The organism is Bradyrhizobium sp. WSM4874, assembly GCF_055811835.1.
Window position 1 is genome coordinate 102628 of record NZ_JBVVPR010000009.1, and the last position, 15440, is coordinate 118067.

Below are 15440 nucleotides of genomic sequence, written 5' to 3' on the forward strand. Positions count from 1 at the left end.
AAGGCCATTGTTGTTCGTGCACCACACTCCTGCTGCGGAGTATGGGTCCCGGCTTTCGCCGGGACGACGGTTACTGGACCAGAACTACTGCAACACCTCAAAAAGCCCCGCAGCGCCCATGCCGCCGCCGACGCACATGGTGACGACCGCGTACTTCGCCTTGCGGCGGCGGCCTTCGATCAAGGCGTGGCCGGTCAGACGCGCGCCCGACATGCCGTAGGGATGGCCGACCGCGATCGCGCCGCCGTCGACGTTGATCTTGTCGGGGTCGATGCCGAGCTTGTCGCGGCAATACAGCACCTGCACCGCGAAGGCTTCGTTCAGCTCCCACAGGCCGATGTCGTCGACGGTGAGGCCATGACGCTTGAGCAGGCGCGGCACCGCGAATACCGGGCCGATGCCCATCTCGTCCGGCTCGCAGCCGGCGGAGACGAAGCCGCGGAAGATGCCGAGCGGGTTGAGCCCGCGCTTGGCGGCTTCCTTGTCGCTCATGATCACGCTTGCGCTGGCCCCGTCCGAAAGCTGGCTGGCATTGCCGGCGGTGACGCTGAATCCCTCGCCGCGCACGGCCTTGAGGCCGGCGAGACCTTCAGCGGTGGTCTCGGGGCGCGGGCCCTCATCCTGCGACAGCGTGACGTCCTTGAACGAGACTGCACCGGTAGCCTTGTCCGTCACCGCCATTTTGGTGGTGATCGGTGCGAGTTCGTCCCTGAACTTGCCGCCCTGCTGGGCCGCGGCGGTGCGGCGCTGGCTTTCCAGCGAATATTCGTCCTGCTTCTCGCGCGAGATGCCGTAACGCTTGGCGACGATTTCGGCGGTGTCGATCATGGGCATATAGACCTCGCCCTTGATCTTGAGCAGCGCCGGGTCCTGCGCATGGAAGCCGTTCATCTTGTCGTTCTGCACCAGCGAGATGGACTCGCCGCCACCGCCGACCGCGATCTCGACACCGTCGAAAATCACCGAACGCGCGGCGAGTGCGATCGCTTGCAGGCCGGAGGCGCATTGCCGGTCGATGGTGGTGCCGGCGACGGTAACCGGCAGGCCGGCACGGAGCAGCGCCTTGCGCGCGATGTTGCCGCCGGTCGCGCCCTGCTGCAGCGCTGCGCCCATCACCACGTCCTCGACCTCCTTGGGGTCGACCTTGGCACGCGCGACGGCCTCGCCGATGGCGTGGCCGAGCAAGGTTGCGCCCTCGGTGGCCTTGAGCGCGCCGCGATAGGCCTTCCCGATTGGGGTGCGGGCGGTGGAAACGATGACGGCGTCGGTCAAGAGCGATCTCCTGATGCAAGTTGGGTGGCAAATTGGGCGGATTGTGATGGTTTCTGCTGCTGGCGCAACTCATGGCGCGACAGCTTTCCGACCGGCGTGCGCGGCAGATCGTCGACGAATTCGACCTCCGCCGGCAATTCGTGCTTGCCGAGCTTGCCGGCGAGCTGCGCGCGTAGCTCGTCAAACGAGAACGGCTTTGCATCCGGCTTCAGCTTGATGAAGGCTTTGGCGGCCTCCCCGCGGTACTGGTCGGGGATGCCGAGCACGATCACCTCGTGCACGCCTGGTATGGTGTAGATCGCCTGCTCGATCATCTGCGGATAGACGTTGAAGCCGCCGGAGATGATCATGTCCTTCTTGCGGTCGACCAGGAAGAAATAGCCGTCGGTGTCGACATAGCCGATGTCGCCGGTGAGAAAGCGGCCGTCGACAAAGGCCTCGGCCGATCCCTCGGGCTTGTTCCAGTAGCCTTTGGTGACGTTCGGGCCCTTGATGCGGATCTCGCCAACTTCACCCGGCGGCAGCACCTTCGTGGGATCGTCTAGGGAAACGACGTCGAGTTCGATGCCGGGCAGCATCAGTCCGATCGAGCCAGGCTTCTCGGGACCTGTGGGCGGATGGCCGGTGCCAGGCGAACAGGTCTCGGTCATGCCCCAGCCGCTGCGGAGCTTCTTGCCCACCTTGCGCTCGAAGAAATTCGCGATCTCCACGGGCAGCGGCGCGCCCCCGGAGCCGATCGTCGCCAGCGAGGAGAAATCGCGCTTGTCGAGATCGGGAAGGGCTGCGATCGCAATCCACATCGTCGGCACGCCGGGAAAATAAGTCGCGCGCTTGATTTCGATGTCGCGCATCACCGCTTCGACGTCAAAACGCTGATGCAGCGAGATCAGATTGCCACGCCTGAGCGAGGACAGCAGCACGACGGTGAGCGCATAGATGTGGAACAGCGGCAGCACGCAGATCACGCGCTCGACGACGTCGCCGCGCGTCGCGCGCGACGGCTTGCCCCAGACGTCGTAGATCGACACGGCCGAGGTGAGATTGCCATGGGTCAGCATCGCGCCCTTGGGCAGCCCGGTGGTGCCACCGGTATATTGCAGCAGCGCGACGTCGTCCGCCGTCACCGACGGCCACTGTGCCGGCGCGGTAGCGCCCTCGACGAAGGTCTTGAAGGTGACGATGCGGGGATCATTGGGGACCGCGGCCTGCGGCGTGCCGATCTTGCCCCAATTGTCGTCCTCGCAGACGACCAGGCGGTCGATCAGGCCCTTCTCCAGGAATTTCAGCGCGGTCGGCAGCAGTGCCGCGAGGTTGGAGGTGACGAGCAGGCGCGAACCGGAATCGGAGACCTTGTGGGTCAGCGCGATCTCGCCGTCGAGCGGTGATAGATGCGCGACGCGGGCGCCGGCCTTCAGCGCGCCGAAAAAATTGACGGGATGATCGGGCGTGTTGCCGAGGAACAGAGCGATGGACGTATTCTTGGCGCAGCCGGCGCGCAGGAACGCGGCAGCCGCACGCTCCACCATCGCGGCGAGCTCGGTATAGGTGATCGGCCGGTCCCGGAATTCCAGCGCGGTGCGCGGGCCGTACTCGGCCGCGGCTTTTGCCAGCAGGTCAGGCAGCGAACCCTGGACGATGGTGTCGTCCCAGCGCACGCCCTCGGGATAAAACTGTTCGCCGGGATGGGTCATTAACGATCAATGCTCTGCAAACGTAAGGCGGGCATAGACAGACGGGCTCCCTTCCCCCTTGTGGGGCAGGGTTGGGGAAGGGGGTGCCACGAACGCTGACCTCGCCTGGGGCCACCCCCCTCCCTGACCCTCCCCCACAAGGGGGAAGGGAACGGAGAGAGCGTTGCCTTGGCAAGGGTGTTCGCAGTCACCAAGCCCAATCCAATCCAATCACGCTGCTTTCGAGCCCGCCGCGAGTGACGCGAAGGTCTTGCCTTCCGCCGCCAGCTTCTTCAACAGTGGCGCGGGCTCGAGACTCGGATCGTTGGTCTCCTCGGCATAGTAGGAGAGACGATCGGCGATGTGCTTGAGGCCGACGGTGTCGGCCCAGAACATCGGGCCGCCGCGGTAGATCGGCCAGCCATAGCCATAGAGCCAGACCACGTCGATATCGGACGGGCGCGCGGCAATGCCTTCCTCCAGGATTTTCGCGCCCTCGTTGATCATCGGATACATCATGCGTTCGAGGATCTCGTCGTCGCTGACGATTCGCTTCTTGCGGCCCAAACGAAGCAGCGTCTCGTCGATCAGCTTCTCGACTTCGGGATCCGGCAGCGCCGCGCGGGAGCCGGCTTCGTATTTGTAATAGCCCTTGCCGGTCTTCTGGCCAAAGCGACCGGCTTCGCAGAGCGCGTCCGCGATCTCCGACTTGATGCCGCGGTCCTTGCGCGAGCGCCAGCCGATGTCGAGGCCGGCGAGGTCGCCCATCGCGAACGGCCCCATGGGCATGCCGAATTTCGTGACCACGGCATCGACCTGCTGCGGCAAGGCGCCTTCGAACAGCAGTTTCTCCGACTGCTTGCCGCGCTGGGCCAGCATGCGGTTGCCAACAAAGCCGTCGCAGACGCCGACCACGGCCGGCACTTTTGCGATCTTCCGCGCGATCGAGACCGCCGTCACAAGGGCATCGGGCGCGGTCTTGTCGGCGCGCACGATCTCGCACAACTTCATGACGTTGGCGGGCGAGAAGAAGTGCATGCCGAGCACGTCCTGCGGACGCTTGGTCGACTTCGCGATCTCGTCGATGTTCAGGTACGAGGTGTTGGAAGCGAGCACGGCGCCCGGCTTGACGTACTGGTCGAGCTTGCCGAACACTTCCTTCTTCACAGCCATGGTCTCGAACACGGCTTCGATGACGAGGTCGGCATCGCCAACGTTCTCGATGCCCACGACGCCGTTGATCAGCGCCATGCGCTTGGCGGGCGCATCCGCCGGGATACCGCCGCGCGCCGCGGTCGCTTCCCAGTTCTTCTGCATGATGCCCATGCCGCGTTTGAGCTGCTCCTCGCCGGTCTCGATCAGGGTGACGGGAACGCCGGCATTGGCAAAGGACATCGCGATGCCGCCGCCCATCGTACCGGCGCCGAGGATGGCGACGCGGTTCACGGGCCGCGGCTTGGTCCCTTCGGGAACGCCAGCGATCTTGCTGGCCTCGCGCTCAGCGAAAAAGGCATAACGCTGCGCCTTGGACTGATCGCTGGCGACGAGCTTCAGAAAGCCCTCGCGCTCTTTCTTCAGACCTTCGTCGAACGGCAGGTCGATGGCGTAGCCGACGGCGTCGGCCGCCGCGAACGGCGCTTCCAGGCCGCGCGACTTCTTGGTCATGGCCGCGACCGCATTGGTGAAGATCGAGCGGTCGGCCTTGGCCGCCGCGATCTTGGAATCATCGTCGCGCAGACGGCGCAGCGGACGCTTTTCAGCCAGCAGCTTTCGTACGAAGGCTTCGCCTCCGGCGGCCGGGCCCTCGACGATCTCCTCGATCAGACCGTTCTTCAGCGCTTCCGCCGCGCCGATCGGATCACCGCCGACGATCATCTTGACCGCGAGTTCCGGTCCGACCGCGCGCGGAAGGCGCTGGGTGCCGCCGGCGCCCGGCAGCAGGCCGAGCTTCACCTCGGGCAGGCCGAGCTTGGCTTCCTTTACCGCGACGCGGAAATGACAGGCGAGCGCGACCTCGAGGCCGCCGCCGAGCGCGGTGCCGTGGATCGCGGCCACGACCGGCTTCGGCGAATTCTCGATCTCGGAAAGCACGTCGTTGAGGGCGGGCGGCTTCGGCGGCTTGCCGAATTCGGTGATGTCGGCGCCCGCGATGAAGGTGCGGCCAGCACAGGTCAGCACGATGCCCTTGATTGCGGGATCAGCGACCGCGGCCTTGATGCACTCCAGAATTCCGCCGCGAACCGCGGCGCTCAGTGCATTCACCGGAGGGCTGTCGACCGTGACGATCCCGACTTCGTCATGACGCTCAAGCTTGACCACTTCGCTCACGGTGTTCCTCCTTGGTGGGGTAACTTTTGTCAATTTCGCACTGCGGAATTTAATTCCGCATCTTGACGGCAGGGTTATTTTGAAGCACGTGGCTTGTCAACGACTCCGCGCAAGAAGCAGATCAGGGATGAAGCGTACAGGAAAGAAGCCAGCGACCGATCGGAATTTCGTCGTCGCGCTTTCCCGCGGACTAGACGTATTGCGCGCATTCCAGCCCAGCGACGGACTTCTTGGCAATCAGGAAATCGCGGCCCGCACCAATTTGCCCAAACCGACCGTTTCGCGGCTGACCTATACGTTGACCAAGCTCGGCTATCTGACGCCGGTTCCCCGCTTCGAGAAATATCAGCTTGCGCCGGCCGCAATGGCGCTCGGCTACGCCGCGTTGTCCAATCTCGGCGTTCGGCATTTGTCCGAACCGTTCCGCGAGGAAATGATGCGCGCGACCGGCGGGGCCGTTGCCGTCGGCGGCCGCGACCGTCACAGCATGATCTATTTCGGGCAAAGCCGCGGCAGCGAGACGGTCGGCGTTCAACTTGACGTCGGCTCCCGCGTGCCGATTGCAACCAGCGCGATGGGCCGTGCCTATTTCTGGGCGCTTGAGGAAAACGATCGGGCGGAACTGTCTCGTGTCTTGCGCGAACATTACGGCAGCCGCTGGCCCAAGATGCGCGACGGGCTGGAACGTTCCGGCGAGACGGTCGCGAAATACGGATTTGCGATTTCGGTCGGCGACTGGCACGACGACATCGGCGCCGCCGGCGTCGCGCTCAGGCTCAACGACGGAACCGGTCCTTACGCATTCAATTGCGGCGCGCCCGCATTCCGCTTCACGGAAGAGCGTTTGATCAACGACATTGGACCACGTCTGCTTGCGATGGTAAGGAACATCGAAGCGGCACTTGGGGGTCTGATGCCGCATTCCAAAAAAGACGTCAGCAAAAAGCTGAAATCAGGAGGGAAAGTTGCGCGTTTGGCCGAGGGGATCAGATAGCCTTTGTCATCATCGGGAGCGGTTCACATCGCTCCTTCGCTCATCGAACAGAGTGGGCGAGACGAGATGACGCAGGCACAGCTCGCGCAGGGGACATCGCCCCTGCTCGCGGTTCGCGACGTCAGCGTCGTGTTCGGCGGCATCGTCGCGCTCAACGGTGTGTCCTTTGACATGCACAAGGGCCAGATCCTCGGTTTGATCGGCCCCAACGGCGCCGGCAAGACCACGCTGTTCAACTGCCTCTCGCGGCTGTACCAGCCGTCGTCCGGCGACATCCTGATGGAGGGCGCGAGCATCCTGACGCGCCCGCCGCACCGGATCGCTGAGATCGGCATCGGCCGCACCTTCCAGAACGTGGCGCTGTTTCCGAACCTCTCCGTGATGGACAATGTCCGCGTCGGCACCCATGCCCGCACCTCCAGCGACATCATCAGCGACTCGCTGCGTTTGGCCTGGATTCGCCGGAGCGAGAACGACGTCAACAAGAAGGTGCACGAGATCCTCGCCTATCTCGACCTCGAGGACGTCGCCCATACCGTCGTGTCCGGCCTGCCCTTCGGTACGCAGAAGCGCGTCGAGCTTGCGCGCGCGCTCGCTGCCGATCCGAAGATCCTGCTGCTCGACGAGCCCGCCGGCGGTCTCAACCACGAGGAAGTCTACGCGCTCGGCGATCTCATCCGCCGCATCCGCGACGACCGCCACATGACCGTGCTCCTGGTCGAGCATCACATGGGTCTCGTGATGTCGATCGCCGACCACGTCGTCGCACTGAATTTCGGCAAGAAGCTCGCGGAAGGCACGCCGGCCCAGGTGCAGGCGGATCCCGAAGTCATCAAGGCCTATCTCGGGAGCAAGGACCAATGACGACGCTGCTCAACGTCAAGGACCTGCGCGCTTACTACGGCCAGGTCCAGGCTCTCCACGGCCTGTCCTTCTCGCTCAGCGAGGGATCGCTGACCACGCTGCTGGGGGCCAACGGCGCCGGCAAGACCACCACGCTGCGCGCGATCTGCAACATGGTGCGCTCGACCGGCGGCATCGAGTTCGACGGCAAGCCGCTGAACAACCGCTCCACCGAGAGCATCGTGCGGTTCGGCATCGCCCATGTGCCGCAGGGCCGCGGCACCTTCACCACCATGACGGTGGAGGAAAACCTCCAGCTCGGCGCCATCACCCGCAAGGACAGCGCCGGCATCATCTCCGACATCGAGCGCATGTATGCGCATTTCCCGGTGCTCAAGCAGCGGCATACCCAGCAGGCCGGCACGCTTTCGGGCGGCGAGCAGCAGATGCTCGCGGTCGCCCGCGCCCTGATGCTGCGGCCGCGGCTGATGCTGCTGGACGAGCCTTCGTTCGGCCTGGCGCCGCTCGTCGTGCGCGACCTGTTCGGCATCCTCGGCAAGATCAATCGCGAGGACAAGGTGTCGATCCTGGTGGTCGAGCAGAACGCCCAGCTCGCGCTCGAGCTCGCCGACCAAGCCTATGTGATCGAGACCGGACGCATCGTGATGTCGGGCAACGCCAAGGACATCGCGAACAACGAAGAAATCCGCAAATCCTATCTGGGTTACTGAGGAGCCGGCACGATGGAGCTGTTCACCAACCAAGTGCTGGCCGGCATCGCCACGGGCGCGATCTACGCCTGCATGGCGCTCGCCGTGGTTATGATCTACCAGGCGATCGATCATCTCAACTTCGCGCAGGGCGAGATGGCGATGTTCTCGACCTTCATCTCCTGGCAGCTGATGCAATGGGGCATCCCCTATTGGGCCGCTTTCGTGATCACGCTGGCGTTGTCCTTCGTCGGCGGCATCGCGATCGAGCGCATCCTGTTCAAGCCGCTCGCCAAGGCGCCGGTGCTGACCAATGTCGCCGGCTTCATCGCGCTGTTCGCGATCATCAACTCCTCGGCCGGCCTGATCTGGGACTTCACCATCAAGCAGTATCCGACCCCGTTCGGCTCCTCACCGTTCCTCGGCAGCCAGCTGATCTCGACCCACCAGGCTGGCATGATCGGCGTCACCGTGCTGCTGCTGCTCGGCCTCTACTTCTTCTTCCAGTACACCAAGATCGGCCTCGCCATGCGCGCGGCCGCCTCCGTGCCTGAATCGGCCCGGCTGGTCGGCATCAACACGAGCTGGATGATCGCGCTGGGCTGGGGCATGGCGTCCGCGATCGGTGCGATCGCCGGCATGCTGATCGCACCGGTCGTGTTCCTCGAGCCCAATATGATGGGCGGCGTGCTGATCTACGGCTTCGCCGCGGCGGTGCTCGGCGGACTGACCAGCCCGTTCGGCGCCGTGGTCGGCGGCTTCCTGGTCGGTGTCTTCGAAAACCTCGCCGGCACCTACATTCCCGGCGTGGGCAACGAGCTGAAGCTTCCGATCGCGCTCGCGCTGATCATTTCCGTCCTGGTCGTCAAACCCGCTGGCCTGTTCGGCCGGCAAATCGTCAAGCGAGTTTGATCATGAGCGCTGCAGAAGAAGTCGTTGCAGAAGGTCATCAAGCGGTCGAGGCCGTTCCGAAGCGGGCGATGACGCTGGGCACGGGCACTTCCCTGTTGGTGTTGGCGGTGCTGTTGATCGTGCCGATATTCGTCAAGAACTTCATCATCTTCCAGATGACGATGCTCCTGATCTACGGGCTCGCGGTGCTGGCCTTGAACATCCTGACGGGCGGCTCCGGCCAGTTCTCGCTAGGCCAGAGCGCCTTCTACGCCGTGGGTGCTTATACGTCGGCGGTGCTGATGGAGTACTTCAACGTCAACTATGCGCTGACAATTCCGATTTCCGCGGTGGTCTGCTTCGGATTCGGCTACCTGTTCGGCAAACCGGCGCTGCGGCTCTCGGGCGTCTATCTCGCGCTCGCGACCTTTGCGCTTGCCACCGCGATGCCGCAGCTGCTGAAGCTGAACTTCCTCGAGCACTGGACGGGCGGCGTGCAGGGCCTGGTCGTCACCAAGCCCGACGCGCCGTTCGGGCTGCCGATGTCACAGGACACGTGGCTCTACTACTTCTCGCTCGCCGTCGTGCTCGCGATCTACATCTTCTCGGTAAACCTGCTGCGCTCCCGGTCGGGCCGTGCCTTTATGGCGATCCGCGACAACGAGATCGCGGCCTCCTCGATGGGCGTCAACGTCGCACTGTACAAGACGCTGGCCTTCGGCGTGTCCGCCGGCATCACCGGCGTTGCCGGCTCGCTTGGCGCCATCGCCGTGCAGTTCGTCGCGCCCGACAGCTACACGATCACGCTGGCGATCTCGCTGTTCCTCGGCATGGTCGTCGGTGGCGTCGGCTGGCTGCCAGGCTCGTTCGTCGGCGCAGCCTTCATCATCTTCGTGCCGAACATGGCGGAGGGCATCTCGAAGGGCCTCTCCGGCGCGGTGTTCGGCGTACTCCTGTTCGCCGTCATCTACCTCGTGCCGCATGGCGCCAGGCAGATCGCGATCATGGGCCAGCAACTCGTCGGCCGGCTCAGGAAGAACTGAAAGTCCGTTAATTAAGCCAAGGAGACCCGAATTGCTTTTTGAAAGAACACTGCGAACCGCTGCGCTGGTCACGGCAACGGCGGTCATCACTCTCACCTCCGGCGCCGCATTCGCCCAGAAAAAATATGACACTGGCGCGTCCGATACCGAGATCAAGATCGGCAACATCATGCCGTACAGCGGTCCGGCGTCGGCCTATGGCATCATCGGCAAGACCGAAGAAGCCTATTTCAAGATGATCAACGACAAGGGCGGCATCAACGGCCGCAAGATCAACTTCGTCACCTATGATGACGGCTATTCGCCGCCGAAGGCCGTGGAGCAGGTCCGCAAGCTGGTCGAGAGCGACGAGGTGATCGTCGTGTTCAACCCGCTCGGCACGCCCTCGAACAGCGCGATCCAGAAGTATTTGAACGCCAAGAAGATCCCGCAGCTGTTCGTCGCCACCGGCGCCACCAAGTGGAACGACCCGAAGAATTTCCCCTGGACCATGGGCTGGCAGCCCTCCTACCAGAGCGAAGCGCAGATCTACGCGAAGTGGCTGTTGAAGGAGAAGCCGGACGCCAAGATCGCGATCCTCTATCAGAACGACGATTTCGGCAAAGACTACCTCAAGGGCACCAAGGACGGCCTGGGCGCCAAGGGCGCGTCCATGATCGTCATGGAAGAGAGCTACGAGGTGTCGGAGCCGTCGATCGATGGTCACATCGTCAAGATCAAGGCCGCCAATCCCGACGTCCTGCTGATCTACACGACGCCCAAATTCGCGGCCCAGACCATCAAGAAGACCGCCGAGCTGAGCTGGAAGCCGCTGCAGATCCTCACCAACGTGTCGATCTCGGTCGGCAGCGTGATGAAGCCGGCCGGCTTCGAGGCTGCGCAGGGCGTGCTGTCGGCGGCCTATGCCAAGGACTCCACGGACCCGCAGTGGGCCAACGACCCCGGCATGAAGAAGTGGAACGAGTTCGTCGACAAGTACATGCCGGGTGCCGACAAGTCCGACACCAGCATGGTCTATGGCTACGGCGCGGCGTCGACGCTGGCCAAGGTCTTGGAGATGTGCGGCGACGATCTGACCCGGGCCAACATCATGAAGCAGGCGGCCTCGTTGAAGGATTTCGCACCGGACACGCTGCTGCCCGGCGTCAAGATCAACACCGGCCCCACCGACTTCGCCCCGATCGCGCAGCTTCAGATGCAGCGCTTCAAGGGCGAGAAGTGGGAACTCTTCGGCGAGATCATCAGCGGCGACATCGCCACCGAGTGACACCCTGACGCTATAGTCCAACGCTTCAAGAAGCCCCCGCGAGTCATCGCGGGGGCTTTTTGTTGACGTCTTGCATCAATCTTGTTCAATGCGGCGACGATCCGTTCCGGGTGGAGAAAGATGACTGCCGTTCGATTTCAGGTTGCGGCCGTTCTGGCTGCATTCGCGTTGTGCACTGCGATGAGCGGCCCGGCACTGGCCCAGAAGAAATACGACGCCGGCGCTTCCGATACCGAGATCAAGATCGGCAACATCATGCCCTATAGCGGCCCGGCGTCCGCCTATGCGGCGATCGGCAAGGCCGAGGAAGCCTATTTCAACAAGATCAATGCCGAGGGCGGCATCGGCGGCCGCAAGATCAAGTTCATCTCCTACGATGACGGCTATTCGCCGCCGAAGACGGTGGAGCAGGCCCGCAAGCTGGTCGAGAGCGACGGGGTGCTGCTGATCTTCGGCTCGCTCGGCACCTCCACCAACGGCGCGATCCGCAAATACATGAACGAGAAGAAGGTTCCGCAATTGTTCGTGGCGAGCGGCGCTTCGAAGTGGAACGATCCGAAGCAATATCCCTGGACCATGGGCTGGCAGCCGAGCTACGCGAGCGAGGCGCGCATCTACGCCAAGTACATCATGAAGGAGAAGCCGGACGGCAAGATCGGCGTGCTCTACCAGAACGACGATTTCGGCAAGGACTATCTCAAAGGGCTGAAGGAAGGCCTGGGCCCTAAGGCCTCGATGATCGTGCTGGAAGACGGTTACGACACTTCGGAGCCGGCAATCGACGAGCACGTCGTGAAATTGAAGGCCTCCGGCGCCGACATCTTCGTCAGCATCACCACACCGAAATTTGCAGCGCAAGCGATCAAGAAGGCGGCCGAGATCGGCTGGCATCCGGTCCACATCATCTCCAACGTCTCGGCCTCGGTCGGCGGCGTGCTCGAGCCGGCCGGGCTCGAGGTCTCGCAAGGCGTCCTGTCGGCGAGCTACACCAAGGACGGCTCCGACCCGCAATGGAATGCCGACGACGGCATGAAGAAGTTCTACAACTTCCTCGCCAAATACGATCCCAAGGCTAACAAGCTCGATGCCGGCGTAGTGTTCGGCTATGCCGCCGCGCAGACCATGGTGAAGGTGCTGCAAATGTGCGGCGACGACCTCACCCGCGACAACGTCATGAAGCAGGCCGCCAGCCTGAAGGATTTCGAACCCGACACCCTGTTGCCCGGCATCAAGATCAACACCGCAGCCGATAATTTCGCCCCGATCGAGCAGCTCCAGATGATGAGGTTCAAGGGCCGGAAATGGGAGCTGTTCGGGGACATCATCTCGAGCGAGCTCGGCCACTGAAGCCGCGCAACTCAAACTCGCTCCTGATCGGTTGATCAACTCAGACGGATGCACCTTCTCGCAGTCGCACACGAGCGCGCGGGCGCCCTGACTACTAAAGAAGCAGCTCCTGCGACCCCGCCGCAGGGGCTTTCTGTTGTAGGCATCAGGTAAATCGTATTGAATTGCGGCTGCGTCACCAAAAACGAGCAACACAAGAAAAGGGACGCACACACACCAAGAAAATAGGGAGATAGGAATGCCCGCTGTCACCGGCAAACTTGCGGCCGCGTCACTTGCGCTCGCGCTCATTGCGGCCTCGGCCTCCACTGCATCGGCCCAAAAGAAATACGATACCGGCGCGACCGATACCGAGATCAAGATCGGCAACATCATGCCCTACAGCGGACCGGCCTCCGCCTACGGCATCATCGGGCGGACCGAAGCCGCCTATTTCAAGAAGATCAACGACGAAGGCGGCATCAACGGCCGCAAGATCAACTACATCAGCTACGACGACGCCTACTCGCCGCCGAAGACGGTGGAGCAGGCGCGCAAGCTGGTCGAGAGCGACGAGGTGCTGTTCATCTTCAACTCGCTCGGCACGCCGCCGAACTCGGCGATCCACAAATACATGAACTCGAAGAAGGTGCCGCAGCTCTTCGTCGCCACCGGCGCCACCAAGTGGAACGATCCGCAAAACTTCCCCTGGACCATGGGCTGGCAGCCCAACTACCAGAGCGAGACGCAGATCTATGCGAAGTGGCTCTTGAAGAACAAGCCGGACGCCAAGATCGCCGTGCTTTACCAGAACGACGATTACGGCAAGGACTATCTGAAGGGCCTGAAGGACGGCCTCGGCGCCAAGGCCGCGTCAATGATCGTCATGGAGGAGAGCTACGAGACATCCGAGCCGACCATCGACAACCACATCGTCAAGCTGAAGTCGACAGGCGCCGACGTCTTCATGAACATCACGACGCCGAAATTCGCCGCGCAGGCGATCAAGAAGAACGCCGAGATCGGCTGGAAGCCGCTGCACTTCCTTAACAACGTCTCGGCCTCCGTCGGCAGCGTGATGAAGCCCGCCGGCTTCGAGAACGGCCAGGACATCATCTCGGCCGACTATCTCAAGGACGTATCGGATCCCGCTTGGACCAGCGATCCCGGCATGAAGGACTTCTTGGCGTTCATGACCAAATACTTCCCCGAGGGCGACAAGCTCGATAAGGGCACCATCGTCGGCTATGCCGTGGCCCAAACGCTCGTTCAGGTCTTGAAGCAGTGCGGCGACGATCTCACGCGCGCGAACATCATGAAGCAGGCGGCGAGCCTGAAGGACTTCCGCACCGAGGCGCTGCTGCCGGGCGTGAAGATCAACACCTCGCCGACCGATTTCGCGCCGATCAGCCAGCTCCAGCTCGAGAAGTTCAAGGGCGAGAAGTGGGAACTGTTCGGCGACGTGATCAGCGCCGACGTCGGCGGCTAGCCGGCTCCGACCATACGACGACGAGAGCCCCCTGCGAGATGATCGCAGGGGGCTTTGCTGTGCCGATTATGATCACGCGATTGCACAATCGAATGATGGCAAAGCCGGCTTACGCTTTGGCGCATGATGCGGTAGGCAGGTGAGCGGCGCGTTTGCCGCCAGTCTTTTCTGTCCGCTCAAGGCCTTTCGTCATGACCGACCGACGCCCCCTGCTCCGCGCGCTCTACGACGCCGCCGTTGCCGCCGCTCATCCGAGCACGATACTGGCGCCACACCTGCGGCCCGCGCCAAGGGGACGCGTGATCTGTCTCGCCGCCGGCAAGGGCGCGGCCGCGATGGCCGCCGCCGCCGAGCGGCATTATCTCGACACGCTCGGGCTCCCACCGGAACGCCTCGTCGGCATCGCCACCACGCGCCACGGCTACGGCGTACCGACCCGCCGCATCCGCGTGGTCGAGGCCGGTCATCCCGTGCCTGACGAAGCCGGCCTGAAGGGCGCGGCCGATACGCTCACGCTCGCAGCCGAGGCCGGGCCCGACGATTTGCTTCTGGTGCTGCTGACCGGCGGCGGCTCGGCGAACTGGATCGCGCCCGTCAACGGCATCAGCTTCGCGCAGAAGCAGGCGGTCAACAAGGCGCTGCTCCGCTCCGGCGCGCCGATCGGCGAGATGAATGTCGTGCGCAAGCACCTGTCGCGGATCAAGGGCGGGCGGCTGGCGCGCGCGGGCAAAAATGCCGCCGAGATCGTGACGCTTGCGATCTCCGACGTGCCGCATGACGACCCCTCCGCGATAGCCTCCGGTCCGACCGTGCCCGATCCGACCACGCTCAATGATGCGCGCGCCATCGTCGCCAGGTACAAGCTCGACATCGACGATGCCGTGCGCCGCGCGCTGGACGACCCCGGCAACGAGAGCTGCAAGCCCGGTGACGCCGCGTTCGCGCGCGCGCATTTCGAATTGATCGCCCGTCCGAAGCAATCGCTCGACGCTGCGGTGAAACTCGCGCATGAAGCCGGTTACGAGACAATCGATCTCGGCGCCGACCTCGAAGGCGAGGCCCGCGAAATTGCCGCCGATCACGCCAGGCTGGCGCTTCAGGCCCGCGCGCAGGGCAAGCGCGTCGCGATCCTCTCCGGCGGCGAGCTCACGGTCACCGTGCGCGGCAATGGCCGCGGCGGCCCGAACCAGGAATACGCGCTGGCGCTCGCCGGCCTCTTGAAGGACACGCCTGACATCTCCGCGCTCGCCGGCGACACCGACGGCGCCGATGGCGGTGCCGGAAATCCCACGGACCCCGCCGGCGCGCTGATCGACGCGGCGACGTTCGCGAAGATGACGGCGCAGCGGCTGCAGCCGCAGGCCTATCTCGACAACAACGACGCGACCACATTCTTCGAGGCGACGGGCGATCTGTTGCTGCCGGGTCCCACGCTGACCAACGTGAACGACATCAGGGTGATCCTGGTCGACTGACCCGGCGGCATCGCTATCCCGCCGGCTCTGCGCGCGATTCCGCGGGCGGCATGGTTAACGATCTCTGAGTTCTCGTCGGCGGCTTCTTTTCCAGGAGCCGCCATTGCCGCTTTTAACCTCGCGTTCGCTGCA

The 15440-nt window shown here is 63.6% G+C and carries 12 protein-coding genes; 9 read left to right on the top strand and 3 right to left on the bottom strand.

The genetic code is table 11. From position 1 onward, the window contains the following. Positions 1–84: 84 nt before the first annotated feature. The 3 genes from AC0L3P_RS11995 to AC0L3P_RS12005 form a co-directional block, all read right to left on the bottom strand. On the bottom strand, positions 85–1272 hold the full coding sequence (locus tag AC0L3P_RS11995; protein ID WP_473301990.1) for an acetyl-CoA C-acyltransferase: 1188 nt from the start codon (positions 1270–1272) through the stop codon (positions 85–87). Continuing rightward, the gene (gene pimA / locus AC0L3P_RS12000) at positions 1269–2963 is read right to left on the bottom strand and encodes a dicarboxylate--CoA ligase PimA (protein WP_473301992.1); all 1695 of its coding nucleotides are present in this window, start codon (positions 2961–2963) and stop codon (positions 1269–1271) included. The genes AC0L3P_RS11995 and pimA overlap by 4 nt, the downstream gene beginning before the upstream one ends. A gap of 210 nt (positions 2964–3173) precedes the next feature. After that, positions 3174–5270, bottom strand: a complete 2097-nt coding sequence (locus AC0L3P_RS12005; RefSeq protein ID WP_473301994.1) for a 3-hydroxyacyl-CoA dehydrogenase NAD-binding domain-containing protein — start codon at positions 5268–5270, stop codon at positions 3174–3176. 127 nt (positions 5271–5397) lie between these two features. On the opposite strand from AC0L3P_RS12005, the gene AC0L3P_RS12010 reads away from it, so the two are divergent. From AC0L3P_RS12010 to AC0L3P_RS12050, 9 genes are all read left to right on the top strand, one after another. Beyond that, positions 5398–6264 carry an IclR family transcriptional regulator gene (locus tag AC0L3P_RS12010; RefSeq protein ID WP_473302091.1) on the top strand — a complete coding sequence of 289 codons (867 nt, stop codon included), beginning with the start codon at positions 5398–5400 and terminating at the stop codon, positions 6262–6264. A 66-nt stretch (positions 6265–6330) separates the two neighbouring features. Then, positions 6331–7128: an ABC transporter ATP-binding protein gene (locus AC0L3P_RS12015; RefSeq protein ID WP_473301997.1), complete on the top strand. Its 798-nt coding sequence runs from the start codon at positions 6331–6333 to the stop codon at positions 7126–7128. Further along, on the top strand, positions 7125–7838 hold the full coding sequence (locus AC0L3P_RS12020; RefSeq protein ID WP_275172321.1) for an ABC transporter ATP-binding protein: 714 nt from the start codon (positions 7125–7127) through the stop codon (positions 7836–7838). The genes AC0L3P_RS12015 and AC0L3P_RS12020 overlap by 4 nt, the downstream gene beginning before the upstream one ends. A gap of 12 nt (positions 7839–7850) precedes the next feature. Then, entirely contained in the window at positions 7851–8729 is an 879-nt protein-coding gene (locus tag AC0L3P_RS12025) for a branched-chain amino acid ABC transporter permease (RefSeq protein WP_007599708.1), read from the top strand. A 2-nt stretch (positions 8730–8731) separates the two neighbouring features. Continuing rightward, positions 8732–9751, top strand: coding sequence for a branched-chain amino acid ABC transporter permease (locus AC0L3P_RS12030; protein ID WP_473301999.1), 1020 nt, complete (start codon positions 8732–8734; stop codon positions 9749–9751). Between the two features lie 31 nt (positions 9752–9782). Then, positions 9783–11018 carry an ABC transporter substrate-binding protein gene (locus tag AC0L3P_RS12035; protein ID WP_354209517.1) on the top strand — a complete coding sequence of 412 codons (1236 nt, stop codon included), beginning with the start codon at positions 9783–9785 and terminating at the stop codon, positions 11016–11018. A gap of 120 nt (positions 11019–11138) precedes the next feature. Continuing rightward, positions 11139–12365, top strand: coding sequence for an ABC transporter substrate-binding protein (locus AC0L3P_RS12040; RefSeq protein ID WP_354209518.1), 1227 nt, complete (start codon positions 11139–11141; stop codon positions 12363–12365). Between the two features lie 238 nt (positions 12366–12603). After that, positions 12604–13833, top strand: a complete 1230-nt coding sequence (locus tag AC0L3P_RS12045; RefSeq protein ID WP_275172325.1) for an ABC transporter substrate-binding protein — start codon at positions 12604–12606, stop codon at positions 13831–13833. 191 nt (positions 13834–14024) lie between these two features. Further along, positions 14025–15308 (top strand): glycerate kinase type-2 family protein, encoded by a 1284-nt coding sequence (locus tag AC0L3P_RS12050; RefSeq protein WP_473302001.1) that lies wholly within the window; start codon positions 14025–14027, stop codon positions 15306–15308. Positions 15309–15440: the final 132 nt, after the last annotated feature.